Annotated in this window: 26 protein-coding genes, 2 tRNA genes and 1 other RNA gene; 19 read left to right on the top strand and 10 right to left on the bottom strand. The window is 66.3% G+C overall.

Features of this window, described 5'->3' with window-relative positions:
* The first annotated feature begins 752 nt into the window (after window positions 1-752).
* Window positions 753-1337 carry an HNH endonuclease signature motif containing protein gene (locus FKV25_RS11850; RefSeq protein WP_170218627.1) on the top strand — a complete coding sequence of 195 codons (585 nt, stop codon included), beginning with the start codon at window positions 753-755 and terminating at the stop codon, window positions 1335-1337.
* Between the two features lie 30 nt (window positions 1338-1367).
* The gene (locus FKV25_RS11845) at window positions 1368-2555 is read left to right on the top strand and encodes a DNA-primase RepB domain-containing protein (RefSeq protein ID WP_141519006.1); all 1188 of its coding nucleotides are present in this window, start codon (window positions 1368-1370) and stop codon (window positions 2553-2555) included.
* Between the two features lie 431 nt (window positions 2556-2986).
* Here FKV25_RS11845 and FKV25_RS11840 read toward each other — a convergent pair whose 3' ends face one another.
* Window positions 2987-3406, bottom strand: coding sequence for a hypothetical protein (locus FKV25_RS11840; protein WP_141519005.1), 420 nt, complete (start codon window positions 3404-3406; stop codon window positions 2987-2989).
* 110 nt (window positions 3407-3516) lie between these two features.
* The gene (locus FKV25_RS11835; RefSeq protein WP_141519004.1) at window positions 3517-4251 is read right to left on the bottom strand and encodes a hypothetical protein; all 735 of its coding nucleotides are present in this window, start codon (window positions 4249-4251) and stop codon (window positions 3517-3519) included.
* 367 nt (window positions 4252-4618) lie between these two features.
* Here FKV25_RS11835 and FKV25_RS11830 point away from each other — a divergent pair, with 367 nt between their 5' ends.
* The 5 genes from FKV25_RS11830 to FKV25_RS11810 all read left to right on the top strand — a co-directional run bounded on the left by FKV25_RS11830 (window position 4619) and on the right by FKV25_RS11810 (window position 9912).
* Complete coding sequence (locus FKV25_RS11830) at window positions 4619-6127, top strand: hypothetical protein (RefSeq protein WP_141519003.1); 1509 nt, start codon at window positions 4619-4621, stop codon at window positions 6125-6127.
* Entirely contained in the window at window positions 6127-7953 is a 1827-nt protein-coding gene (locus FKV25_RS11825) for a hypothetical protein (protein ID WP_170218626.1), read from the top strand. The genes FKV25_RS11830 and FKV25_RS11825 overlap by 1 nt, the downstream gene beginning before the upstream one ends.
* Before the next feature lie 430 nt (window positions 7954-8383).
* The gene (locus FKV25_RS11820; protein WP_141519001.1) at window positions 8384-8584 is read left to right on the top strand and encodes a hypothetical protein; all 201 of its coding nucleotides are present in this window, start codon (window positions 8384-8386) and stop codon (window positions 8582-8584) included.
* Entirely contained in the window at window positions 8581-9003 is a 423-nt protein-coding gene (locus FKV25_RS11815; RefSeq protein ID WP_141519000.1) for a hypothetical protein, read from the top strand. Before FKV25_RS11820 ends, FKV25_RS11815 begins: the two co-directional genes overlap by 4 nt.
* 447 nt (window positions 9004-9450) lie before the next feature.
* Complete coding sequence (locus FKV25_RS11810) at window positions 9451-9912, top strand: DUF4410 domain-containing protein (protein ID WP_141518999.1); 462 nt, start codon at window positions 9451-9453, stop codon at window positions 9910-9912.
* Between the two features lie 182 nt (window positions 9913-10094).
* Here the strand turns inward: FKV25_RS11810 and FKV25_RS11805 are convergent.
* Window positions 10095-10185, bottom strand: a tRNA-Ser gene (locus FKV25_RS11805).
* A gap of 165 nt (window positions 10186-10350) precedes the next feature.
* Here FKV25_RS11805 and FKV25_RS11800 point away from each other — a divergent pair.
* Window positions 10351-10761: a DUF6165 family protein gene (locus FKV25_RS11800; RefSeq protein WP_141518998.1), complete on the top strand. Its 411-nt coding sequence runs from the start codon at window positions 10351-10353 to the stop codon at window positions 10759-10761.
* Window positions 10762-10785: 24 nt separating this feature from the next.
* Here the strand turns inward: FKV25_RS11800 and FKV25_RS11795 are convergent, their stop codons facing one another.
* The 3 genes from FKV25_RS11795 to FKV25_RS11785 form a co-directional block, all read right to left on the bottom strand.
* Window positions 10786-11274, bottom strand: coding sequence for a DUF1203 domain-containing protein (locus FKV25_RS11795; protein ID WP_141518997.1), 489 nt, complete (start codon window positions 11272-11274; stop codon window positions 10786-10788).
* Between the two features lie 92 nt (window positions 11275-11366).
* Window positions 11367-11717, bottom strand: coding sequence for a hypothetical protein (locus FKV25_RS11790; protein WP_141518996.1), 351 nt, complete (start codon window positions 11715-11717; stop codon window positions 11367-11369).
* Window positions 11717-12820 carry a glycosyltransferase family 9 protein gene (locus FKV25_RS11785; RefSeq protein WP_246072069.1) on the bottom strand — a complete coding sequence of 368 codons (1104 nt, stop codon included), beginning with the start codon at window positions 12818-12820 and terminating at the stop codon, window positions 11717-11719. The genes FKV25_RS11790 and FKV25_RS11785 overlap by 1 nt, the downstream gene beginning before the upstream one ends.
* Before the next feature lie 17 nt (window positions 12821-12837).
* On the opposite strand from FKV25_RS11785, the gene FKV25_RS11780 reads away from it, so the two are divergent.
* Genes FKV25_RS11780 through FKV25_RS11750 form a run of 7 tightly spaced genes read left to right on the top strand, consistent with a single transcriptional unit; the run spans window position 12838 to window position 17782 of the window.
* Window positions 12838-13587: a 3-deoxy-D-manno-octulosonic acid kinase gene (locus tag FKV25_RS11780; protein ID WP_141518994.1), complete on the top strand. Its 750-nt coding sequence runs from the start codon at window positions 12838-12840 to the stop codon at window positions 13585-13587.
* A 43-nt stretch (window positions 13588-13630) separates the two neighbouring features.
* A complete protein-coding gene (locus tag FKV25_RS11775) occupies window positions 13631-14389 on the top strand; it encodes an MBL fold metallo-hydrolase (protein ID WP_141519011.1) in 759 nt (252 codons plus the stop codon).
* On the top strand, window positions 14386-15432 hold the full coding sequence (gene moaA / locus FKV25_RS11770; RefSeq protein WP_141518993.1) for a GTP 3',8-cyclase MoaA: 1047 nt from the start codon (window positions 14386-14388) through the stop codon (window positions 15430-15432). The genes FKV25_RS11775 and moaA overlap by 4 nt, the downstream gene beginning before the upstream one ends.
* 54 nt (window positions 15433-15486) lie before the next feature.
* Window positions 15487-16005: a cyclic pyranopterin monophosphate synthase MoaC gene (moaC, locus tag FKV25_RS11765; protein WP_141518992.1), complete on the top strand. Its 519-nt coding sequence runs from the start codon at window positions 15487-15489 to the stop codon at window positions 16003-16005.
* Window positions 16002-16247: a MoaD/ThiS family protein gene (locus FKV25_RS11760; RefSeq protein WP_141518991.1), complete on the top strand. Its 246-nt coding sequence runs from the start codon at window positions 16002-16004 to the stop codon at window positions 16245-16247. Before moaC ends, FKV25_RS11760 begins: the two co-directional genes overlap by 4 nt.
* 5 nt (window positions 16248-16252) lie before the next feature.
* Window positions 16253-16684 carry a molybdenum cofactor biosynthesis protein MoaE gene (locus tag FKV25_RS11755; protein ID WP_141518990.1) on the top strand — a complete coding sequence of 144 codons (432 nt, stop codon included), beginning with the start codon at window positions 16253-16255 and terminating at the stop codon, window positions 16682-16684.
* A gap of 54 nt (window positions 16685-16738) precedes the next feature.
* Window positions 16739-17782, top strand: coding sequence for a YncE family protein (locus FKV25_RS11750; RefSeq protein ID WP_246072066.1), 1044 nt, complete (start codon window positions 16739-16741; stop codon window positions 17780-17782).
* Window positions 17783-18067: 285 nt separating this feature from the next.
* Here FKV25_RS11750 and ffs read toward each other — a convergent pair.
* Window positions 18068-18164, bottom strand: an RNA gene (gene ffs, locus FKV25_RS11745) — signal recognition particle sRNA small type.
* 103 nt (window positions 18165-18267) lie between these two features.
* Window positions 18268-18360: transfer RNA gene (locus FKV25_RS11740), tRNA-Ser, on the bottom strand.
* Between the two features lie 189 nt (window positions 18361-18549).
* Between FKV25_RS11740 and dnaX the strand changes: the two genes are divergently transcribed.
* The 4 genes from dnaX to FKV25_RS11720 all read left to right on the top strand — a co-directional run bounded on the left by dnaX (window position 18550) and on the right by FKV25_RS11720 (window position 21838).
* A complete protein-coding gene (gene dnaX / locus FKV25_RS11735; RefSeq protein WP_141518989.1) occupies window positions 18550-20376 on the top strand; it encodes a DNA polymerase III subunit gamma/tau in 1827 nt (608 codons plus the stop codon).
* A 76-nt stretch (window positions 20377-20452) separates the two neighbouring features.
* Window positions 20453-20773 carry a YbaB/EbfC family nucleoid-associated protein gene (locus FKV25_RS11730; RefSeq protein ID WP_141518988.1) on the top strand — a complete coding sequence of 107 codons (321 nt, stop codon included), beginning with the start codon at window positions 20453-20455 and terminating at the stop codon, window positions 20771-20773.
* A gap of 49 nt (window positions 20774-20822) precedes the next feature.
* A complete protein-coding gene (recR, locus tag FKV25_RS11725) occupies window positions 20823-21422 on the top strand; it encodes a recombination mediator RecR (protein ID WP_141518987.1) in 600 nt (199 codons plus the stop codon).
* Between the two features lie 65 nt (window positions 21423-21487).
* Window positions 21488-21838 carry a histidine triad nucleotide-binding protein gene (locus FKV25_RS11720; protein ID WP_141518986.1) on the top strand — a complete coding sequence of 117 codons (351 nt, stop codon included), beginning with the start codon at window positions 21488-21490 and terminating at the stop codon, window positions 21836-21838.
* Between the two features lie 14 nt (window positions 21839-21852).
* Here FKV25_RS11720 and FKV25_RS11715 read toward each other — a convergent pair whose 3' ends face one another.
* A complete protein-coding gene (locus tag FKV25_RS11715; RefSeq protein WP_141518985.1) occupies window positions 21853-22497 on the bottom strand; it encodes an HAD family hydrolase in 645 nt (214 codons plus the stop codon).
* Between the two features lie 17 nt (window positions 22498-22514).
* Complete coding sequence (locus tag FKV25_RS11710) at window positions 22515-22733, bottom strand: hypothetical protein (RefSeq protein ID WP_141518984.1); 219 nt, start codon at window positions 22731-22733, stop codon at window positions 22515-22517.
* Window positions 22734-22798 lie beyond the last annotated feature (65 nt).

Below are 22798 nucleotides of genomic sequence, written 5' to 3'. Positions count from 1 at the left end.
TTGAACTCTTCCGTATACCGCTTGCCACTCATACACACCTCCGTGATTGCCATAATGTACGGCTTGGAGATGTCTAGTGAACCCGGGGCGATTCATATCGTGATCATCATGCTTACGGACAAGACGCCTCTGACTACGGAGGCGTCCCAACGCTTCCCAATCTGCTGAGACGTATTGCGGCAAAGTTTTGCGAGGATGGGCAGAGCGCTCCGATCCAGCGCCCAAGACTCGCAAATGCGGAGCGCAACTTCTTCACCCGCGCCCTGTGCAAGTACTTCTGGCAAGGCTGGGGCGACGTATCACCGGCAATCGTGCGCGACTTGGTTTGCATGTTCTACTCACAAGGCATAGATGAGAACGAGGTCTCGCAGATGGCGGCACGTGTGAAACAGGCATTCCCGCTCCCGCCAGAGCCTGAAACTTCCAGGGATATTTTGTAAGGGGTTCTTTCAGGGGCGCACGTCCGCCTGTTTCATACCGTAGCTATCCGAAGCCGTCCACGCGCATGTGGGCGGCATGTAGGAGACGGCTATGCACTCGATTGATTCACCGACCTACCGGCCGCTGGTCCCGGCCTGCGCAGACCATGGAATCAGCCGGTCCGTCGCTTTTGAGCTGGCGCGCAATGGGCAGCTAGACACCTTCACCATCGGAACCCGCCGATACGTCTACCTGGACAGCCTCCGCACCCTGCCGGAGCGTCTGGCCCGGACAGAGGTCGCAGCTCGATGATCGGGCACCGAGTCGCGGAGATGCCCCGCCCCCTCATCTTTGGTGTCGTTCGCCATGAGGCCACGGGCTTCCTTGTTGACCCGCAAGATGGAGTCATCTACGGCGTTCGTGGCACGCCAATCGGCAGCTTGTGCGCGGACGGGTATGTCCGGATCGGTTGGCTCAGTCGCGGGTGCCAGTATGCGCACCGAGTCGTCTATGAGGCCGTGCATGGGGCCATTCCGCAGGGTCTAGAGATTGATCATCTCAACGGGATCAAAGCGGACAACCGCATCTCAAACCTTGAGGCTGTCACGCGCTCTGAAAACGCCAAGAGGGCACTGGCCAATGGTCTCGCGCCAGTCGGCGAACAGCGCTCGCAATCCAAATTGACGGACGCCCTGGTGAGCGAGATTCGCGCTACCGCGGGCTTCAAGTCGGAAGCAGAGTGGGCCCGCGAACTAGGCATGGATCGAAGCACAATTCGCGCGGCCCGCGATGGTACGACCTGGCGCCATGTGCCACTGCGCGGACGCAGCCGTCCAAGCCAACCCACTTCCACCCGACGCAACTCGCGTCCTTCTCAAAAGGCCGACCGGCGTCCCCCTCCTAAGGGGAAGGGCTGATGGGCAGAGCTTAGGGGCCGAGGGGTCGGCATGGACACAATCAAGATTGAGATGGCGGAGCGCTTCTTGGGCGCTCTGTCCGGCGATTCAGTGCACACATTCCAGACCTTCGATGACGCCAAGAGCGGCCAGAGGGGGTTGACGCGCGTCCTCCATGGGCCGCTAAGGCGCCTTGCGTCACGACTTGTCGGCATCAATGAGCGAGGCGGCGGTGTGTTCTGCATGGTCAACCGTGGAGATGGCTCGGGCCGGCGTGCCGCGAATGTCGTCGCTGCGCGCGCCCTGTTTGTTGACCTCGATGGCGCCCCGCTTGCGCCTGTCATGGCGGCACCGATCCCGCCGCGCATCGTTGTCGAATCTTCCCCCGGCAAGTGGCACGCCTACTGGCCCGTTGCTGACATGCCCTTGGAACCGTTCTCAGCGGCGCAAAAAGCCCTTGCGGCCAAGTTCGGCGGCGACGCCAAGGTATTCGACAGAAGCCGTGTCATGCGGCTCCCGGGCTTTCTGCACTGGAAGGCGGCGCCCTGCCTCTCCCGGTTGATTGAGTGCGACGATCACCCCCTGACCTGGACAGAGATGGCGGAAGCATTCGGGCTGTCCCGAAACCTCAACCTTCCCCAACAGATCCAAAGAGGCGCCCGAAACGAGACCCTGTTTCGGCTTGCCCGCTCCGGAGCAGCGAAGGGTATCCCCAAGGGCGTTCAACTCACAAAGCTGCGTGAGGTCAACGCCACTAGGTGCGAGCAGCCCCTCTCGGACGCGGAGCTGCGCCAGATCGTCTCCAGCGGCTATAAGGCGGCCTCAGACGGCTCGGTAGCCATCCCCCTAGCCGCCCTCGATGGCGAGCCGTACAAAGCGCTGGACGACGCCTCACGGACGCTGCTGCTGCTTGCCTACCGGAAGGCAGATGGCTTCAAACCGTTCCCGCTTGTCTGGAGTGAACTTCGAGAATGGTTCTCTCGGGAAAAGACTTTCATCGCGGTCCGTCGGCGCTTGGTCCAATCCGGCCTGTTGACGGTCGCTGAGCCGGCGCAAGTTGCCATGCCCCGAAAGGGCCGCGGGCCTCGGCCGACCTTCTACCGGCTTGCAATACCCCCCAAAAGCGCCCCCTATTCTACCTCTCCAATACCCCCCTTAACCGCCCTACCTGAAGCTTTACAGGCTATAGGGATTGAGGGGAGGGGAGAGGGGACGACCCCAAAAGGCGCCGCAACGTGACGCGACTGGCGACGCTAAGAGCAGCGCAACGGCCAGGACCGCCGCAATCGACGCCCCCTGCCTATCTCGGGCTGAATGCTGGCGCCCGAGGGATGGCCGACTTCACGACCCGCGACGCAGACGACCTCTTGGTCTGGTACCGATCCCATGGCCGAGAGCGTAGGCTGGCGGTGCAGCTCTACCTTGCGCGGCGAGCCATCGCCTCGGACTGGAAATGCAGCGCGCGACAGGCAGTAGTCGTCATCGAATCGGCAATGGAGCATGTTCGCAGCCGGTCCGCATCAGCGCGGCTCGGGGCCCAAGATGCGGGGATGCGGAAAGGCCACTTTCTGGACTACCGAGCCCGGGCGGGTGCGTGGCTCCGGGCTGGAATATTGGACGCAATATGGCGGTACGAGCAGGGGAACTCTTGCTAGCAGCCTTCAGGCGCCCTACCGATCGATTTCCGGCCCATCACCAAATGCAATCACCCAGCAGAGCCAGCCCGCCCCAAGCAATAGAGCCACATCGAACAATCGAGAGAAGATCATGTTGAGCGTCAACTCGCCAAGCGGGATATGCCCAACATCTGAGTCAAAGTCCCAAAGCCAAGCAAATGCGAGCAGCGCGATCACGGCGGCGACGGAGATTCGGAGGGCGCGAACCACAAAGCGCAAGCCTTTGTAGCAATTCGCCTCAAAGTCGGTCTCAGGCCGAATGTTGAGTATCTCACTGCCAGGAGCGCCGTAGCGCTCTCGCGCCCTTCGCTCAGCAAACTCTTGATCCCTGAAGCGACCAATCATGGATGTGGCCGTCTCTGTCTCACTCCCGTTCCAGCGCTTGTAGGTCACGAAATAGCGGCGATTGAACATGAGGCTTCTCGCACTAGATGGGATGGTCAATTGCTTGACATGGTGACAGTCGCTTCAGAGCACTTTCGACCGGGCCACAACTATCGCATCAACTCACGCAGCCAACCGGCCTATCCCCCAGCAACATCGGTGAGGAACTTCACAACTCGACTCCCTAGCTGCATAATATTGTCCGTCTTGATTGCACCATCCGCCATATCATTGGCCTTCTTCCAGAGTCGCGTAACCTTATTTGCACTCTCCGAATCCGCAGAGCGGATTGCATCAGCTTCAACCGCGAGGTCCCCGACTGCATACTTGAGCGCATCTTTTAGGGCTACCGCGCCACGAATAGGGTACTGAGCCACTGCCAGTTCGGCCTGCCGGATGTGCCTTCGGATCAAAGCCACCAGGCTAGAAGGAAGCGAGCTATCTTGCAGCATCAGCTCCAACTCGTTAATGAGCCCGACGAACTCTCGGAAATCATCCTTGGTGATTTCCTCTTCCTCATCCGGTAGGAGTTCGCCGCACAAGCCCAGCCCAACGTAGACGCCATCAGTTAGGTACTGACGAACACTCTCAGCCTTTGCATGGAGGATGGAGGGGGACAGTGCGTTATCGAGCCCTGCGAGGGTCGATTGGTAGGAGGCCGGCGAAACAGATTGGCCCTCGAGCTTTTCCCGGAGCAGGTCCAGCTCATCTAGCATCAACTGAAGTCGGTAGCCAACTCGAACAAAGTCTCGATTCCTTTGGACACTCTCTAACTCAAAGACTCGTAGCCAACCCGCAACCGCAGAATCCGTAGGTTTGACTGACTTCCACGTCATCAGGACGCGATGCATTCGGGACGCCGGGTTGTTCTTCATAGGCTGACACCTAAGCTTGGCCGAGCGAGCAAGCAGGGCCGGAATGGTTGAGCTTCTTGGCCTTAATTCACCGAGGTCAATGCGCACGGCTTGGCCAACCCCGCCGTCTTTGTACCACCCTCAGTGCCGGGAACTGCATCCAACCGCATCTAGGCATAATTAGCGCTAGGATCCTGCCGACCCCGCCAGTCCTCGCGCGCCGCCCCGCGACATGGGTGGCACCTTACTTCCGAAAGCTGCCTCCGGGCAGCTTTTTTCGTTTTGTCATGCCCTAAAGGGTCGCAAGGATGCGGCGACGGGCCATTAAGGAGATTGAAGCAATGGAATGCGGAGCTGAGAACAGGATGCAACAGGAGGCTCGACACTAATGGGCCTTTACGACCGAATGATGCAGGGCGTGCAGATGGCCGAGGCGGGCAAGGTCGCTGGGCAGAAGTCCAAGCTGCAGAGTCTACTGGGCCAGGCCGTGGCCGACCCGAACGCCCGGCGCCAGGCGCTGGGCCAAGCCGCGATGATCGACGCCCCGACCTCGCTTGCCGTGCAGGAGAAGCTTCAGGGGCTCGATATGGCGGCGATCAGCCAAGGGGCCCGGATGCTCGTCGCTGCCCCTGAGCAGCTGCGCCCGCAGATTTACCGGGAGAAGCTGGCTCCACTCGGAAAGTCGTTGGGCGTCCAGGGCGAGTACACGCCCTTCCTGTACCCGATGATGGAGAAGCTGGCGCAGGCGGGCGGCGGTTCGGATGTCCCGGCGACGCAGCGCCATCAGCAATGGCTGCTTTCCCAGCTCTCCGAGGAAGATAGGCCCGAGGCCCTGAAGTATTTCGCGGGCCTTGGTTCAAGGCCGCTCCAGGAGTCGTTCAGCTCTGAGGTCGTGCAGACCAGCAATGGCCCGATGGTGCTTCAGCGCGGCCGTCTCGGCGAGAACCGTCTCGCGCCGTTCCAGACGGGCGGCTCTGGCGGTGGTGGGATGGCCCCTGGCGCCGGTCAGGCGATGGTGGATGAAACCACCACTCTTGCCACGCAGATGGCCCAGGCGGGCATTTCTGATGCACAGATCGAGGCATTCATTCGGAGCCGGTTGAACGCTGGAGGCATCGATACTCAGCCGCCAATGCAGCGGATGGGCGCGCAGCCGATGCCAGCCGCAGGTTCGCCGATCACCGGCCCCCGGCTCGACCCGGTCAATGGCGGCTACATGGGCGGTGCCCGTCCGCTTTCCGCGGCGGAGGAGGCGGCGCAGAAGCGCCTTGCGGAGACCAACGTGGACCTCTCCACGGCTGATGCGCGCGCAAGGGCAGAGGCTGAAGCCCAGCGGCTCAAGACGGCGGCGCAGAAGGATGCAGAGCTGGAGGCCGAGCGAAACGAACAGGCGCCTAAGCGAGTTGCCCGATATCAGCAGGCCTTGGATACGGCTCAGAACGTGCAGTCGTCCATCCAGAAGGCCCGCAACATGATCGGTGGCATGTCCACGGGCTTCATCGGTGCTCGTTCGCGGGGAATCGAGGGCTCGCCCGCGTACAACCTCGCGGCTGAGATCGAGACGATCAAGGCCAACTTGGGCTTCGACCGACTGCAACAGATGCGCGACAACTCGCCGACTGGTGGCGCGCTGGGCCAGGTGGCAATTCAAGAGTTGACGGCGCTGCAGTCCACGGTGGCTAATCTCGATCCCAACCAAAGCGCGGAGCAGCTACAGCGCAACCTCGACCGGATTGCTGACCATTACTCCAAGTGGTCTGAGGCTGTTCGGGACGCGCTTCGGGAGGAGGGTGCGGGCGGCAACGCAAGTAAAGCGCCTCAAGCGGGATCCGTGCAGGATGGGTACAGGTTCAAAGGCGGCAACCCTGCAGACAAGAACAACTGGGAGAGACTGTGATGGCGGGCCCTTGGGAGAAATATCAGGAGGAGTCCGGCCCATGGGTCGAATACGCGGCCGAGCCAGACTTCTCGAACGTACAGGCGCGTACTCAGTTTGGATCAGGTGTGCTGTCCCCTGAGCTTCCAGAGCAGGTCCAGATCGTGCCAGGCGGCACGGCAACCTATGATGGTCCATCTCTCGCGCCAAGTGCCTCGACCCTTCAACCGATTGCTCCCGAGGAGGCAGCGCGGCGGTCGGCAGAAACATTGGCCGCGGCAGGTTCTTTGATGACGGCAGAGGAAGCCAAGGCAGAGATGTTCCGGGAACTCCCCATGCCCGCCCGCGCAATGATCGGCGTAGGGTCAAGAGTTGGGGCTGCAGTTCGTGGGGTGGATCAGCTCTACGCTAAAGCGGCTGATATGGTCGCCCCTCGACGGTCAGGTCTGGCGGCGTTGGTGACGGGCGCTCCCGCTACTCGCTATGAGCAATCCATGGCGCGCGAAGCACAGGCCCGGCTGGACGATGCGTACATGGACGGGGACACGGCGGCCAGCGTGGGTAAGTTCGCGGGTGACGTGGGACTTATGGCGGCCCCTGGGGGCGCTGTGGCGCGTACGCTGGGAACGACAGGGAAAGCGGCCCTCGCGGCTAACGTCGGCCTTAGCGCGGGTTACGCAGGCTTGCAGCCGGTCGTCGAGGGCGAGAGTAGGGCGGCGAACACGGCCACTGGCGCGGTTTTTGGGGCGGGAGGGCACGTTGTGGGAGATCGCATGGGAGCGCTAGCGCGGCGTTTCTCAAGGAGTATCCCCGAGGAGACCCGCCAGCTCGCACAGCGCGCGGACGAACTGGGAATCCCGCTGCACGCATCGCAGGTGTCACAGTCTCTCCCGGTAAAGGTGATCGCCTCGGCTGGCAAGTACCTGCCATTCAGCGGCTATGGCAAGGCGGCGACTCGGCAGCAGGAGGGCTTCAATCGAGCGGTGGGACGCACGTTTGGTGTAGACGAAGCTGCGCTGTCGGATGACGTGATGGCGGGCGCCCGAAAGCATATCGGCCAGGTCTACGACGACGTGTTCGATCGCAACGCGGTCACATTGAATTCTGACGACCTGCGAGCGATGGCGACTGTGGAGAGGGACGCTCTGCGCGACATGACGGCGGATCAAGCGGAGGTGGTACGTAACCAGTTCCAGAAGATCCTGGATGACTTCGCCGACGGTGCCGTGTCGGGCCCGAAGTACCAGGCGCTACGGGAGTCACTGAGGGGCGCTGCGGACAACGGTCGGATGGGGGTGGCAATCAAAAAGCTGCGCAAAGTCCTTGATGACGCTGCGTACCGCTCAGTCGGCGAGGACGATGCCAGTTTGTTGCGCCAGGCAAACAAGCAGTGGGCCAACATGAGAGTCGCCCAAAAGTCGCTGCAGCAGGCCGCTGGCGCGTCGGGAGACATCCGCCCGGCATCCCTGTGGCCGCTGATCCGTCAGGGCAGTACAGGCGAAATGCGGGAGCTGGCGAGGATGGGGCAAACAATTCTCAAAGACCCCATTGCCGATAGCGGCACCGCACAGCGTTCACTCATCTACAACTTGTTGATGGGCGGAGGCAGCATCGCCAATCCGGCCCTGATCCCTGTCATCGCGAAAGCGGCGATGGGTGGCGCAACCCTAGGGCGGGCGGCTAACAGCCAAGGCCTAGCCAAGCTTCTGGCAAAGCCCGCTACTGGAGAAGGGGCGGGTAGGCTCGCAAACTTGCTGGCTCCTGCTTCTGCGGCTGGACATGCCCGCAAAGAGCGGAACGACCCTAAGGGTAGCAAGCTCGCGGCCATCGCTGCCGGCGCGTATTAGCGTCAAAAGTAGAGCCAAGTAGAGGATGTCGGACGACCACCGCCCCCTATTGTCGGCGATCGCAGGCGAGTGCTTTGAAGAATTTACTAGAGGAAGACAATGGCGGGTGGGCACGGCGTGTGAAGGGATACAGATCGTTGCCCGGTGACGTTGGCAGTGGGGAGCCTCTACACACGGCGTTCCAGCGTGATTTCTTGGATGAAGGCGGCTCGCTCAACTTCAGGAAACAGTGCTCCTTGGGTGAGCAGTCGGGTCGCGATCTTTGCAAGAGTGCCAGCGCCCGACTCACTACTTATCCACAGGAAAGGTCGTCACCATATGCGGGAACTCTCGTTCTCTCCTATGGTCGTATGGTATACACCACGAGAAGCAAGTCATGGCTCCATTGCAGGCGTGCCGCCTGCTAAGATTGGGCCTCACGGAGGGGTTCATGAACAGCAAGATTAGCGAGGCGTTTGAGGCTAAACCGATCGTCGAAGAGGTGCTCACGGTCACGCGGTTTCTTAAGTTGAGTGTCGAGGAGAAACAGCGAGTGAAGGAGAGCCAGATTGTGCCGCCAAGACTCGGTGCAAGTGGCTTTGGAGGGATACTGGTTCGTTACAAGTTACCTCAGTATCGAGTCGGCCCATGAGTGGGAATTCACCTGCACTCGGTGAGGAATCGCCGAGACCGGAACGTGACGAACTCATCGCTCAGTACATCGAAACGCAGAAGCAAGAGATTGCTCTGAAGGCCCAATCTCTGGAGTTTGAGAAGCAGAAGGACAGCCACTCTTTTGCATACAGCAAAGAGGCCTTGGCAGCCCAGGAGCGAGACAGAAAAGATGAACGCGACTGCAAGCGGCAACAGCGAAGGGATGCACATCGGTTTCTTCTTTGGATCGCTACAGTAATCGCACTGCTGATCGGAGCAGCGCTCTATCTCGATAAGGAAGATGTAGCAATGGAGCTGGTGAAGGCTATTGTTTACATTGCGGCAGGTGCAGCAGCCGGCTATGGAATCGCGTCCAAGAGAGCCGAAAAGGATGATGATCCAGCGGGCTCTTCGTAGCCGCGCCGATAAGAGAGGCGTGGCTCTCTGGCAGTCTGTAGGGGAAGAGTGGTAAGCAGAAGACCACTCCAAGAACGCGCCGCCGAAAGAAGCTGTGCCAATCCACGGGTGCAGGCGCACCCGGTCGAGAAAGCCGATGCGCGACCGTCCCGATGCGCGGCCGTCGGTCCATCACGTTCCCCCTCTTCATTTGGAAGATTCTCCGCCCGGCCGCCTCACTGGAAGGGATGGTGAGACCGCCATCCCTGCCGGGACCCAGAGCGGCGGATGGCGTGAGGCCCGCCCTGTTCGCCGGGGAGGAGCATACCTCGCTATGTCGGCTGCGACCATCGGAGGCCGCCGCGTCGGAGTGTAGGACTTTTCCGATCCAGGGCCCAGCAACCGACCGATCCCACCCGAGCCGGCGCCGGTGTACGCTTCAAGCTCGATTCCACAGGGGGACCCACCATGCTTCGAAACGCCATTCTGCTGGGCTCTCTGGCGCTGCTTTCAGCCTGCGCCACGAACAGCGTTACGCACCAAGCCATCACCGCGCCGGTTGATCTGCCGTTCCGCTACACCATCCTCAACACAGAGGAGGCCAGCGTCGAGGGACTGGCGATGTTGCGAGAGGCCTTGGACGAGCGCCTGCAGGCGGCTGGCAAGCTTGCGGCTACGCCGGAGAGCCCGGCTGTCCCGGTCGAGATCACCATCACGAACTACTATATGCGCCACGGCGGAGCGCGCTTCATGGTGGGGATCATGGCCGGCCGCGACAGCCTGCGCAGCCGCATTCGGGTATTCGATGGTGAGGGGAAGCAGATCGGGGCCTTCGAGGTCGAAAGCACGAACGCGACGGCGTGGGGGACCACTGGGGGCATGATCGACAAGCATGCCGAGGAGATCGTGGCGAAGCTCACCCAGTCGTAGCCGCCGGCCTAAAGTCGCCATCCAACTGCGATTCGGCGGCGCAGGAGGATTTTGGCCCAAACCGGGCGATTGTGCCTACCCCGAACCCGACCCCAGCATCCGGCAATGGTAGGGGCCATAGTAGGGACGATCCGGCGAGAGAAACGAAAAAGCCCCTTGGATCAGGGGCTTATCGCTAAAACTGGCGGAGAGGGGGGGATTCGAACCCCCGAGGCGCTATTAACGCCTGCCTGATTTCGAATCAGGTACATTCAACCGCTCTGCCACCTCTCCGGTGCCTGGCCGGCGGTTGATCTCGCCGGGCGCGGGGGCGTCATCATACGGTTGGAGGCGGCGCCCGGCAAGCCTCTTCGCAGGGCCCGCACCGCGCCCTGGCGCGGGGCAGGGCGCCCGGGGCCCGCGTTACACTGGGCCCTCATTCCATCAGGTGGTTCCCCGATGTCCGAAATCCTCGTCCCCGTCTCCTTTGGCGAACTGCTCGACAAGATCGCGATCCTGCAGATCAAGTCCGAGCGCATGAGCGACGAGGCCAAGCTGGCCAACGTGCGCAAGGAGCTGTCGGCCCTCGAGCAGACCTGGATGGCGCATCCGGCGGCAGGCAAGGACATCGTCCGCCTGCGCGCCGACCTCAAGGCGGTCAACGAGCGCCTGTGGGTGATCGAGGACGACATCCGCATCAAGGAGAAGGCGCAGGCCTTCGACGAGGAGTTCGTCAAGCTCGCCCGCAGCGTGTACTTCGAGAACGACGAGCGCGCCCGCATCAAGAAGGACATCAACCTTGCCCTGGGCTCGTCCTATGTCGAGGAAAAGTCCTACCAGGACTACGGCGCAGGCCAGGGCGCGGGCTGAACGCAAGCCCGGCCGCGAGGGCGGTCAGGTCGCCGCGACGCGGTCCACGCGACACAGGTAACAGCCGTGCCGGGCATGGTGCAGGTGCAGGAAGTCGACCTCCCCGCGCCCGAGCATGGCGCTGATGCAGGGCTCCAGCACATCGCCCGCGACCACGTCCGCGTCGAGCAGGTCGCCGTTCGCGCCGTAGGCCCGGACCGACAGCAGCTTGCTGCGGAAGCGCGGCGGCACTTCGTCGATGCCGGGGCGGGCCTGGCGCGCATGCCTGCGCACGAAGACGGCGCCCGAAGCGCGGTAGGGTGAAGTGCTGTCGTGGTACGGGTGGGTCACCAGCAGCACCTCCTCGCCCACGGCCGCATCGACCAGGCTGACCCGGCAGGGAAAGTTCCGCGGATGGACCGCCACGAGGCGCCGTGCGCCACGTGCGGCGAGTGCGGTGTCGTCGAGCTCGAACAGGGCCTCGAACGCGTCGGCGGGCAGGGCGGTGATGCGGAAGTGGGGCGTCGTGGCCATCGTGGGGCTCCATGTGAAGGAGCGCCATCCTCGCGCGGCACGAGCGCGCCTTCTCGCCGTTTCCGGACGTCGAAGCGGCGTGTCCTCCCGTTTCAGTTGGCCAGGGCGTAGGCCGCGACCGCGAACGCCAGCACGGCCGCCGTCGCCGCGACCACGGCGATGGCCTGGGCCCGGCGCAGGCTTCTTTCCTGCGCGGCGAGCGCGTGGCGCAGGCCGAGCAGGGTGTTCTCCAGTTCCTGCGAGGCGCGTGTCAGCGTCGCCAGTGTCTGTTCCATCTCGGCGGCGACGGTCTTGATCGCCTGGTCGTTGTGCAGGACCGCGTCCTGGAGTTCGGCGATCTGCTTGGGTACCTGCGAGGGCTCGGCGTTGCGGGTGAACATCGGCCGCGCGGCGCGGACCAGTTCCGGCAGCAGCGGCGCCATGACGGTGAACCAGGAAGCCATCAGGTCTGCTCCAGTGTCGAAGGGGTCGGGTGGTCGGCGCGATAACGCTCGAAGGCGGCGATCGCGTCGTCGACGCCGATCAGGTCCATCACGCCGGGGTACTCGACCTTCGTGCCCCAGCGAAGCGCGGCGGCGGACTTGCCCAGGAAGCGGCGCGCGGCGTCGTCGTAGCGGTCGACGCAGTAGCGGCGGTCGCTGTAGGGACCGCTGCGCGCGGGATCGGTCGCCGCGTGCAGGCCCAGGACACGCGTGCCCATTGCATTGGCGATGTGCATCGGTCCGGAGTCGGGCGACACCAGCAGGTCGGCGCGGGCGAGCAGGGCGGGCAACTGCTTGAGCGTGTCCCGGCCCACGAGGTCGAGCACCGGATGGCGCATGGCGGCGACGATCGCATCGGCGGTGCTGCGCTCGAGTTCGCTGCGCCCGCCACACAGCACCACCCGCCAGCCCAGCCCGGCGGCATGGTCGGCCAGGGCTGCGTAGCGGTCGGCTCGCCAGTTGCGCAGCGCGTGGCTCGAGCAGGGCGAGACCATGAGCGTCGGGCGCCCGTCGGCCGGCCACTGCGCCGCCGCCCACTCGAAGGCGTCCATGGGCACCGGCATGTCCCAGCGCACCGCCTCGCGTCGCAGTCCCAGCGGCTCGCAGAAGCTGCCCAGCACGTCGAGCACGTGCGGCCCCGGCCGGTCCGGAATGCGCTCGTTGACGAACAGGCCGTGCAGTTCCTTGGCGCGCCGCCGGTCGTAGCCAATCCGCCGGCGTGCCGGGATGAAGGCCGAGAGCAGGTTGGCCCGGGCGGCCAGCTGCATCTGCAGCAGGGCGTCGAAGCGCGGTGCATCGCCCAGCCAGTGGCGCAGGTCCCGTCCGACCGCGCGCATGCCGGCCAGCCCGCTCTTCTTGTCGTACTCGATGAAGTCCACGCCCGGCAGGCCATCGAGCAGGCGGCGCTCGCCACGACCGATCACCCAGGCCAGGCGGACGCCGGGCCAGGCCGACTGCAGGGTGTGGACCAGCGGCAGTACGTGGGTCACGTCGCCCAGCGCCGACAGGCGCAGCAGGCAGATCGAACCCGGCTCGCGGGCGCTAGGTGAATGGGGCGTTGTAATTGTTAGACTCCAAGACAATGACCGGCTACGACGCCACCGAGGGATTGACGCCATTCCGGGACGATACCGGCTACGGCGCGATTCTGTTCGACCTGGAGCGCGTGCGACAAGTCGCGCCGGAATGGTTTTCGCCCGCGTACTGGGGGGACAAGGCGCGCGCCGTCGAGAGCGGCGGCCGTGGCGGGGCCTGGTTCGTCGACACGCCCGTCGGCCCGGCGGTGCTGCGACGCTACCTGCGCGGCGGCGTGGCGGCCCACTTCAGCCGCGATCGCTACTGGTGGCATGGATCCAATCGCACCCGCAGCTTCGCCGAGTTCCGCTTGACCCGCAGCGTGATCCGTCGCGGCCTGCAGGTGCCGCGCCCGATCGCGGCCTATTACCGCCGCGAAGGCCTCCGCTACCAGGCCGCGATCCTGCTTGATCGCATCGAGGACGTGCGCTCGCTGGCCGACCGCGCCGCGGTGGCCGCCGATGGGGCGCCGTGGGAGGCCGCGGGACGGCTGGTGGCGCGCAGCCACCGGATCGGCCTCGACCACGCCGATCTCAACGCGCACAATCTGCTGTTCAACTCGGCGGGCGCCGGCTGGGTCATCGACCTGGATCGCGGCGAGCTGCGGATCCCGGCGACGGGCTGGCGCGAGCGCAACCTGTCGCGGCTGCAGCGGTCGCTGCTCAAGCTGCGAGGCGAGCGCCCCGTCGAGGACGTCAAACGCGATTATGCGCGCCTGCGCTCGGCTTACGATGCGGTCTGGGCGCGCGGATACTGAGGTGACCGTGCAGGAGAACAACGCGGGGCCAGCCGAGGCCGGGATGGACTGGAGCCTGCGGCTGCAGGGCGTGGGCAACGCGGCAGCGGTCGAGCTGGGCTCCGCGATGGCGACCATCGAGCGCGACCGCAGGCCCTGGCTGAGCATCGACTGCGGCGCGGAGGGCCTGACCGCGTTCATGGCGCACTACGGCCATCCGCCGCGCGCGCTGTTCATGACCCACACGCACATGGATCACGTCGCCGGCTTCGAGCGCCTGTTCATCGACAGCCTGTTCGACGCGCAGTGGCGCGGCCGGGTGCGGCTGTACGTGCCGGCGCCGCTGGTACCCCTGCTGCACCAGCGCGTGGGCAGCTACCCGAATGCATTGGCCGAAGGGGGCGTGAATTTCTGGGACGCGTTCCAGATGATCCCGGTCGGCGACCACTTCTGGCACGAAGGCGAGCGGCTGGAAGTCTTCGCCACCCGGCACCACTGGCCCGAAAGTGCGTTCGGCTTGCGCCTGCGCGGCAGCCTGGTGTGGACCGGCGACACCCGCCCGATCCCGGAACAGTTGGCGCGCTGGGCCGATGCCGAAGAGCTCGTCGCGCATGATTGCGCGCTGGTCGGCAACCCGTCGCACAGCGGCATCGACGACCTCGAGCGCGAGTACCCTGCCGCGCTGCTGGCGCGCTGCGCGCTCTACCACTACGCCAGCCTGGAGGACGCACGCGCCCTGCGCGACCGCGGTTATCGCGTGCTCGACCCGGGCGAGCTGGTGCCGTTGCGCCCGCCGGTGGCACTGCCGGTGGCGCATGCATGAGCATAAGCGTCACCGCCACGCCCGCGGCCGGGCAGGGGCAGGAGGGCCTCGTGCGCGACCGCCTGGATAGACCGCTCCGCGACCTGCGGCTGTCGGTGATCGAGGCCTGCAACTTCCGTTGTCCGTACTGCATGCCCGCCGATGACGTGCCGGCCGATTACGGCTTCGATGCCGCCACGCGCCTGTCCTTCGACCAGATCGAGACCCTGGTACGCGCCTTCGTCCGCCTGGGCATGCGCAAGCTGCGCCTCACCGGCGGCGAGCCCCTGCTGCGCCGCGACCTGCCCGCGCTGGTCGAACGGCTGGCGCGCATCGACGGCGTCGAGGACATTGCCCTGACGACCAATGGCGTGCTGCTGCCGCGCCACGCCGCCGCCCTGCGCGCCGCCGGGCTGGACCGGGTGACGATCAGCCTCGACGCGCTGGATCCGGAGCTGTTCCGTACCCTGTCGGGCGGTCGGGGCGAGGTCGCCCAGGCCCTGGCCGGCATCGAGGCCGCGCGCGCCGCAGGATTCCCGGTGATCAAGTTGAACTGCGTGGTCCAGCGTGGCGTGAACGAGCACCAGGTCCTGCCGCTGGTCGAGCGCTTTCGCGACAGCGGCATGGTGTTGCGTTTCATCGAATACATGGACGTGGGCACCTGCAACCACTGGCGTCGCGAAGGCGTGGTGCCTTCGGCCGAACTGCGCGACGCCATCCACGCGCGCTGGCCGCTCCAGGCGCTGGATCCGCACTACCGCGGCGAGGTCGCCGACCGTTACGGCTTCCTGGACGGGCGGGGCGAAATCGGGTTCGTCAGTTCCGTCAGCGCGCCGTTCTGTGGCGACTGCCATCGCGCGCGGGTGTCGGCGGACGGCCATGTGTACACCTGCCTGTTCGCCGGCGACGGCCACGACCTGCGCGCGGCCCTGGCGGGCGGCGAGGATGCGCTGGTCGAACGTCTGGCCGCGATCTGGAGCACGCGCGCCGACCGCTACAGCGAGATCCGCGGTGAGGCGGGCGGCTCGCGCCGGCACGTGGAGATGTTCCTGGTGGGCGGTTGAGTCCATCGGCTGCCCGAAGCTGCAGTCCGTCGCCATCGGGGTCACAATGACGCCATGAAGAACGCCGCGTCCCCCCGCCCCGCGAAAAAAGCCCGCGCAGGCCTGACCCACCTCGACGCCCAAGGTCGCCCGGCCATGGTCGACGTGTCCGACAAGGCGGTCACGCCGCGCGAAGCCCGTGCCGAATGCCAGGTCCGCTTCCCGGCCGAGGTCGCCGCGCAATTGCGCGAGAGCGGCCTGCGCAGCGCCAAGGGGGGCATCGTCGACACCGCGGTGATCGCCGGCACGATGGCGGTCAAGCGTACCCATGAGCTGATTCCGTTCTGCCATCCGCTGCCGATCGACGGCTGCCGGATCGCCGTCGAATGGGATGGCGACAACCGCCTGCGCATCGAATGCAGCGTGCGCACCACGCATCGCACCGGCGTGGAGATGGAGGCGCTGACCGGCGCCACGGTGGCCGCGTTGACCGTCTACGACATGTGCAAGGCACTGTCGCATCGCATCGTGCTCGGCCCGGCGAAGCTGTTGGCCAAGCGGGGCGGCAGGCGTGACGTGGGGACGCTGGCATGAGCGTGCAGTTGAGCGTGCTGTACTTCGCCAGCCTCCGCGACGCGGCGGGTCGTGCCGAAGAGACCGTGCTGTGCGATGCCGCCGACCTGCGCGGCCTGTACCTCGAACTGCAGGCGCGCCATGGCTTCACGATGCCGGTCGATCGGCTGCGGGTGGCCGTCGATGGCGAATTCGCGCGATGGGCGGACGCGCCGCGCGCGGGCAGCGAGGTCGCCTTCATCCCGCCGGTGTCGGGAGGCTGACGCCGATGCAGGGATTCCGACTTGCCGCCGCGGCTTTCGACATCGCGCCATTGCGCGAGGCCCTGCTGGATCCGCGCGCGGGCGCCTTCGCCAGCTTCGAGGGCTGGGTCCGCAACCACCACGACGGTCGTGCGGTCCACGGCCTGTATTACGAAGCCTATCCGGCATTGGCCGAACGCGAGGGCAATGCCGTCCTGGCCGAAGCCCGGTCGCGCTTCGCGATCGTCGACGCGTGCTGCGTGCATCGCCACGGCGAGCTGGCCATCGGCGAACTGGCGGTCTGGGTCGGAGTCAGCGCCGCCCATCGCGACGCCGCTTTCGATGCCTGCCGTTACATCATCGACGAGGTCAAGTCGCGGGTGCCGATCTGGAAACGCGAGCGTTACGCCGACGGCGATGCCGGCTGGCTGCACCCCGGACCGGTTGCGGCTCCCTGATGCCCCTGTAGACGAGCGGCCCCGCACGTTCCGGGCCTCGAAGGAGAACACGACATGCAGACACGTCGAACGAAGCCGCTTCCGCGCCAGCCCGGCCTGATGCGCCGCGTGGGTGTCGCGGCCTGCCTGCTGGCCTTGCCACTGGCTGCAGTGGCAGGCGACCTGCTGGTCGGCAACAAGTCCGCCGACACCGTCTGGCGCTTGTCGACCGAGGACGGACGTCGCGTGGGCATGGTCGCCACCGGCATCGCTCCCCACGAGATCTCGGTCAGTCCCGACGGCCGTCGCGCGCTGGTCACCAACTATGGGGGCGATGTGCCCGGGAACAGCCTGACCGTGATCGACCTGGTGGGCGGAGAGTCGCCGCGCGCGATCGACCTGGGCGACGACCGCAAGCCGCATGGCGTGCGCTTCCTGCCCGATGGCAAGCACGCGACGGTCACCACCGAGGCCAGTGGTGCCCTGTTGCTGGTCGACGTGGACGCGGGCGAGGTGGTCGCGCGGATCGAGGTCGGCGACGGCACCGGGCACATGGTCGCGATCGACGAGGCGGGCGACACCGCTTACGTGAGCAAGATCGCGGCGGGCACGGTGAGCCGGGTCGATCTCGGCACCCAAGAGAAGACGCTGGAACGGCCAAGCGGCGAAGGCGCCGAAGGCATCGCGGTCCGGCCCGGCAGCGGGGAGGTCTGGGTAAGCAATCGCGCCGCCGGCACGGTCACCGTGCACGACCCGGACAGCCTGGACGTGCTGCACACGCTGGAGAGCCCGGGCTTCCCGATCCGCGTGGTGTTCACCGCGGACGGCGGCCGCGCGCTGGTCACCAACGCGCGCGCCGCCGAACTGGCCGTGTTTGATGCGACCAGCAAGACGCGCATCGCGACCGTCAAGCTGCTGCGCGATGGCGCCCGCTATCGGGAGACCCTGCTGGGTCGCGACGCCCTGCCGATCGGCGTGATCGCCGACCCCGACCGCCCACGGGCCTACGTGGCGATCAGCGGCGCCGACGAGATCGCCGTGATCGATACCGCCACCTGGCGGGTGATCGACCACTGGCCCACCGGCCGCGAACCCGACGCCCTGGCCCTCACCCACTGAGCCACCGCGACCGCGTCCCGGGCAGGCCCAGACCCCAGGCTCCACACCCTAGGCCCCAGTCGGCTCCACACCCAGCCCCCTTGGTAAGGGGGCGCGCCGGGGGGCGCGGGGATTGGAGGAGCGGTCAGCCGGGGCCCACGATTCGCGGAGCGTATCGTGGGATGCAAATGCGCAGCATGTGCAACGGCGCGGGGGATCGGATAAGCGAACCGCCGGGGCCCACGATTCGCGGAGCGGATCGTGGGATGCACATGCGCAGCGTGTGCAACGGCTGAAAAGGCGGCGGCCCCGCCAACGATCCTCGGCACCCGCGTCGATCGATACCGTTGCTGCCTTCCGGCCCTGGCGGGGTTTTCGACCTAGCGTCGCGAGGGGCCGACGGGGCCACCATGGGACAGGTGCGTCGCACCTGCCTTTCGACTCTGACTACATGCGTCCATGAACCGGCCACCACAAGGGCGCCCTGGGGCATGGACCGGGAAATATGGCGGAGAGAGGGGGATTCGAACCCCCGAAGCGCGGTTTAGACGCTTACACACTTTCCAGGCGTGCTCCTTCAACCACTCGGACACCTCTCCGCTGGCCCCCGCACCGGCGCAAACCGGCCCGCGGGGGGCGCAAAGTCTAACCCTGGCAGGGTCCTGCCACAAGCGGCGGCGTTCAGCCGCGGCGGGGCTGGACGGGCATGGCACACTATGGAGGTCTGCCCGGGCGGCGGCCATGCCGGTCGCCCCCTCCCGGCGTAATCCGAGGTTCGTCTCCAGCCCATGTCCTACCTGGTCCTTGCTCGAAAGTGGCGCCCCCGGCGATTCGCCGAACTGGTCGGCCAGGAACACGTGGTCAAGGCGCTCACCAACGCCCTCGATTCCGGCCGCATCCACCATGCCTTCCTGTTCACCGGCACCCGCGGCGTCGGCAAGACCACGATCGCGCGGATCTTCGCCAAGTCGCTGAACTGCGAGCAGGGCACGTCGGCCGATCCCTGCGGCGAGTGCGCGTCTTGCAAGGACATCGACGCCGGCCGGTTCATCGACCTGCTGGAGATCGACGCCGCGTCCAACACCGGCGTCGACGACGTCCGCGAGGTGATCGACAACGCGCAGTACATGCCCAGCCGGGGCCGGGTGAAGGTCTACCTGATCGACGAAGTCCACATGCTCTCCAAGAGTGCGTTCAACGCGCTTTTGAAGACGCTCGAGGAACCGCCGGGCCACGTGAAGTTCCTGCTCGCCACCACCGACCCGCAGAAGCTGCCGGTGACGGTGCTGTCGCGCTGCCTGCAGTTCAACCTCAAGCGCCTGGACGAGGCGCAGATCACCGGCCAGATCAACAGGATCCTCGAGGCCGAGGGCATCCCGGCCGAAGCGGGCGCCGTCCGCCAGATCGCGCGGGGCGCCGATGGCAGCCTGCGCGATGGCCTTTCGCTGCTCGACCAGGCGATCGCCTACACCGGCGCGGGCAGCGAGGGCGCCGTCCTCCAGGACGCCGCGGTGGCGACGATGTTGGGTACGGTCGACCGTACCCGCGTGGGCGAACTGCTGGCCGCGCTGGCCGACGGGGACGGCGAACGCATGCTGGCGGAAGTGGCGACACTGTCGGAGTTCTCCCCGGACTGGGCAGGCGTCCTGGACGCCTTCTCCGAAGCCCTTCACCGCGTCCAGGTGCGGCAGCTGGTCCCTTCGGCGGAGATCGAGACCGACGGCCTGGACATCGACGCCCTGGCCGGGCGCTTGCGCCCGGAGGTCGTCCAGCTCTGGTACCAGATGGCCCTGGGCGGGCGGCGCGACCTGGGCTATGCGCCGAGTCCGCGGGCCGGCTTCGAGATGAGCCTGCTGCGGATGCTCGCCTTCCGCCCCGCCGGCGACGCGGACACGCATGCCGCCCCCCAGCCGCGCGACGGATCTTCGCGCGCCGGCCGGGTCGCGGCCAGTACCGAGGCCGCCGATCCCGAACCCGAGCCACGCCACGCACATACCGACCCCGCGCCCGGCCCCGCGCCGATGCTGGAAACCCGGCGTTCGCGGCCGGGCGTGGAACCTGGATTGCCCGCCGCGACCGGCCCCGTCGAGGTGCCGGCGACGCAGGTCGCCTCGACCCCGGTCGACACCGAGCGCGTGCCGGTGTCCTCGCCGGCGACCGAGACGCTCCCGCCGCCTGTGCGTGGCCGCCCCCCGGCCGTCTCCGCGCCGAGTGGCGGCGCGATCGAGGATGCCGACGACTGGCATGGGCTGGTCGAGAGCCTGTCCGGATTGAAGGGGCCGGCGAAACTGCTGGCCGAGCATGCGGTGTTCGTCTCCCACGCCGATGGCGTGCTCGTGCTCGCCCTGGCTGACAACGACGAACACCTGCGCATGCCGATGACCGTCGAGCAGTTGTCGGCCGCGTTGGAAACGCGCCTGGGCGTGGCACCACAGGTGCGCTTCGAGGCGGCCCGCGCGCTCGATGATTCGCTGCATGCGCGCAAGGCGCGGGCGCGCGACGAGCGCCAGTCGGCCGCCGAGGCGATCTTCATGAACGATCCGGAGGTACAGCGGTTGATCCAGCAGCACGGGGCGACCGTGGTGCCCGATTCCATCCGCCCCTTCGATGGTTGAACCTTCCACCTCCCGCCCCGGCGGGTCGTCGCCCACGCGACATTCCCTCCACACCAGACGAAAGCGAGCGAACACCATGCGCGGAAACATTGCCCAACTCATGCAGCAAGCGCAGAAGATGCAGGAAAACATCCAGAAGGCGCAGGAAGAACTGGCCAATGTCGAGGTCACCGGCAACGCCGGCGGCGGCATGGTCAGCGTGACACTCACCGGCCGGATGGAGTGCCGCAAGGTCCGCATCGACCCCAGCGTCGTCTCGGACCCGGAAATGGCCGAGGACCTGATCGCCGCGGCCATCAACGACGCGGTCAACAAGGTCAACCAGGCATCGCAGGAAAAGATGGGCTCGGCCACCGCCGGCATGCCGATGCCGCCCGGCATGAAGCTGCCGTTCTGAGCAGGCACGATGCGGTGCGCTCCTCCATGAAACCTTCGACGCGGCGCCCATGACGTCCCCCTTGCTCGAACAGTTGATCGAAGCGTTCCGGGTCCTGCCCGGTGTCGGCCAGAAATCGGCGCAGCGGATGGCCTACCACGTGCTCGAGCGCGAGCGCGATGGCGGCCGCCGGCTGTCGCAGGCGCTGGCCGAAGCGGTGGAGAAGGTCGGCCACTGCACGCGCTGCCGCGACTTCAGCGAGACCGGGGTCTGCGCGACCTGCGCCAGCCCATCGCGCGACGCCCGGATGCTGTGCATCGTGGAGTCGCCGGCCGACCGCCTCGCGATCGAGCAAGCGACCGGCTTCCGGGGCCTGTACTTCGTCCTGCAGGGACGCCTGTCGCCGCTCGATGGCATCGGCCCGCGCGAGCTCGGCCTCGATCGCCTGGGCGATCGCCTGGGCGAGGGCGAGGTCGAGGAAATGATCATCGCCACCAACCCCACGGTCGAGGGCGAGGCGACGGCGCACTACCTGTCGCAGCTCGCGCGCGGGCATGGGGTCAAGCCCAGCCGGCTCGCCCATGGCCTGCCGCTGGGTGGCGAGCTTGAATACGTCGACCGCGGGACGCTGTCGCATGCGTTCGGCAGTCGCAGCGAGATACCCCAGTAGGTCCCGCCGGAGGCGCGGGACGCCCCATCGGCGGCTGCCGGCCGCCGGGAAACCAGGAGTTGCACATGGCCGACGACACCATCTTCCACAAGATCATCCGGCGCGAGATCCCGGCCGACATCGTCTACGAGGACGAACACCTCATCGCGGTGCGCGACATTTCCCCGCAGGCACCCGTGCACGTGCTGTTCGTGCCCAAGGAAAGCTTCGCGACGCTCAACGACGTACCGTCGTCGCAGGCGGAGGTGGTCGGGCGTCTGGCCGTGGCGGCAGCCCGCTATGCCAAGTCGGAGGGGTTCGCGGAGGACGGCTACCGGATCGTCATGAACTGCAACGCACACGGTGGCCAGACGGTCTTCCAGATCCACCTGCACCTGCTCGCGGGCGCGCCGCTGGGCCACTTCGGCACGGCCTGAGCCGGCCCCGGACCTCAGCGCGACGAGAAACCGTTGCGCGCCGTGCGCGCCGCCGGCGAAGCCGCCTCGAAGCCTTGCCAGCGGTAGACGCGGTGGTCGGCGAGGGAAAGCATGGCCTCGTCTTCCTCGCTGTCGCCATAGGCGTGGATGGCGCGATAGTCCGTGAGCCGGTAGCGCTTGAGGATGCGGCGCACCTTGTGCGCCCCGCCGCAGTCGACGCCCCGGTAATACCCCGTGAGCCGACCGTCGCGATGCCCCAGTTGCGAGCACAGCAGCTCCAGTCCCTCCCGCCGGCACCAGTCGCGCAGGTACAGGTCGAGCGAGGCCGACACCACCACGACGGTGTCGCCGCGGGCCTGGTGCCATCGGATCCGTTCCAGGGCGACCGGGCGGACGAAGCCGGGCAGCACATCGCGGGACCAGGCCAGGGCCGCCGCGGCGAGCGCTTCGCGCGGCAGGCCCTTCAGTCCCACCCGGGCGACGGCTCGGCGCAAGGTCGTGCCGGATACGAGGTGCAGCCGGTAGTAGCCCAGCAGCAGCGGCGCGACGAGCAGGCCGCCCCAGCAGCGTCGGCGCGCGGGCACGTGCGCCTTGAGGAAGGCCGAGAAGCTGTCGCGGTCGGTGATCGTGTGGTCGAAATCGAACAGTGCGAGGTCCATGCCAGCCCCGCGCGCGATCAGCGCTGGATGTGGCCGGGGCCGCAGCCGAACAGGCCGTAGTGGCCCAGCCAGGCGCACAGGTACAGGCCGGCGAACATCGCGACGAGGCTGAGGATGCCGGGCTCCGTCAGGCCCGAGGCCAGGCGATAGCCGTGGGCGAGTATCGCGCCGGTGCCGAGCAGGGTCAGCACCGCGGCGGCTACGCGCATTCCCCGTGGCGTCGAGGCGGGAATCATTGGGTTCTCCTTCCGTGGAGCGATCGGTCGAGGTCGAGGACTAGCCGGTCCGGCGTCGCCCCGTG

The sequence above is a fragment of the Marilutibacter aestuarii genome, assembly GCF_006546775.1.
GTDB lineage: Bacteria > Pseudomonadota > Gammaproteobacteria > Xanthomonadales > Xanthomonadaceae > Marilutibacter > Marilutibacter aestuarii.
The sequence above is the reverse complement of the archived record's forward strand: the minus strand, read 5'-3'. Positions and strand labels throughout refer to the sequence as shown.

Excerpts from the sequence above, each read along its gene's own strand:
- FKV25_RS11850 (WP_170218627.1), top strand. The coding sequence starts at position 753 with ATGCCCCGCCCCCTCATCTTTGGTGTCGTTCGCCATGAGGCCACGGGC.
- FKV25_RS11845 (WP_141519006.1), top strand. The coding sequence starts at position 1,368 with ATGGACACAATCAAGATTGAGATGGCGGAGCGCTTCTTGGGCGCTCTG.
- FKV25_RS11840 (WP_141519005.1), bottom strand. The coding sequence starts at position 3,406 with ATGTTCAATCGCCGCTATTTCGTGACCTACAAGCGCTGGAACGGGAGT.
- FKV25_RS11835 (WP_141519004.1), bottom strand. The coding sequence starts at position 4,251 with ATGAAGAACAACCCGGCGTCCCGAATGCATCGCGTCCTGATGACGTGG.
- FKV25_RS11830 (WP_141519003.1), top strand. The coding sequence starts at position 4,619 with ATGGGCCTTTACGACCGAATGATGCAGGGCGTGCAGATGGCCGAGGCG.
- FKV25_RS11825 (WP_170218626.1), top strand. The coding sequence starts at position 6,127 with ATGGCGGGCCCTTGGGAGAAATATCAGGAGGAGTCCGGCCCATGGGTC.
- FKV25_RS11820 (WP_141519001.1), top strand. The coding sequence starts at position 8,384 with ATGAACAGCAAGATTAGCGAGGCGTTTGAGGCTAAACCGATCGTCGAA.
- FKV25_RS11815 (WP_141519000.1), top strand. The coding sequence starts at position 8,581 with ATGAGTGGGAATTCACCTGCACTCGGTGAGGAATCGCCGAGACCGGAA.
- FKV25_RS11810 (WP_141518999.1), top strand. The coding sequence starts at position 9,451 with ATGCTTCGAAACGCCATTCTGCTGGGCTCTCTGGCGCTGCTTTCAGCC.
- FKV25_RS11800 (WP_141518998.1), top strand. The coding sequence starts at position 10,351 with ATGTCCGAAATCCTCGTCCCCGTCTCCTTTGGCGAACTGCTCGACAAG.
- FKV25_RS11795 (WP_141518997.1), bottom strand. The coding sequence starts at position 11,274 with ATGGCCACGACGCCCCACTTCCGCATCACCGCCCTGCCCGCCGACGCG.
- FKV25_RS11790 (WP_141518996.1), bottom strand. The coding sequence starts at position 11,717 with ATGGCTTCCTGGTTCACCGTCATGGCGCCGCTGCTGCCGGAACTGGTC.
- FKV25_RS11780 (WP_141518994.1), top strand. The coding sequence starts at position 12,838 with ATGACCGGCTACGACGCCACCGAGGGATTGACGCCATTCCGGGACGAT.
- FKV25_RS11775 (WP_141519011.1), top strand. The coding sequence starts at position 13,631 with ATGGACTGGAGCCTGCGGCTGCAGGGCGTGGGCAACGCGGCAGCGGTC.
- moaA (WP_141518993.1), top strand. The coding sequence starts at position 14,386 with ATGAGCATAAGCGTCACCGCCACGCCCGCGGCCGGGCAGGGGCAGGAG.
- moaC (WP_141518992.1), top strand. The coding sequence starts at position 15,487 with ATGAAGAACGCCGCGTCCCCCCGCCCCGCGAAAAAAGCCCGCGCAGGC.
- FKV25_RS11760 (WP_141518991.1), top strand. The coding sequence starts at position 16,002 with ATGAGCGTGCAGTTGAGCGTGCTGTACTTCGCCAGCCTCCGCGACGCG.
- FKV25_RS11755 (WP_141518990.1), top strand. The coding sequence starts at position 16,253 with ATGCAGGGATTCCGACTTGCCGCCGCGGCTTTCGACATCGCGCCATTG.
- FKV25_RS11750 (WP_246072066.1), top strand. The coding sequence starts at position 16,739 with ATGCAGACACGTCGAACGAAGCCGCTTCCGCGCCAGCCCGGCCTGATG.
- dnaX (WP_141518989.1), top strand. The coding sequence starts at position 18,550 with ATGTCCTACCTGGTCCTTGCTCGAAAGTGGCGCCCCCGGCGATTCGCC.
- FKV25_RS11730 (WP_141518988.1), top strand. The coding sequence starts at position 20,453 with ATGCGCGGAAACATTGCCCAACTCATGCAGCAAGCGCAGAAGATGCAG.
- recR (WP_141518987.1), top strand. The coding sequence starts at position 20,823 with ATGACGTCCCCCTTGCTCGAACAGTTGATCGAAGCGTTCCGGGTCCTG.
- FKV25_RS11720 (WP_141518986.1), top strand. The coding sequence starts at position 21,488 with ATGGCCGACGACACCATCTTCCACAAGATCATCCGGCGCGAGATCCCG.
- FKV25_RS11715 (WP_141518985.1), bottom strand. The coding sequence starts at position 22,497 with ATGGACCTCGCACTGTTCGATTTCGACCACACGATCACCGACCGCGAC.
- FKV25_RS11710 (WP_141518984.1), bottom strand. The coding sequence starts at position 22,733 with ATGATTCCCGCCTCGACGCCACGGGGAATGCGCGTAGCCGCCGCGGTG.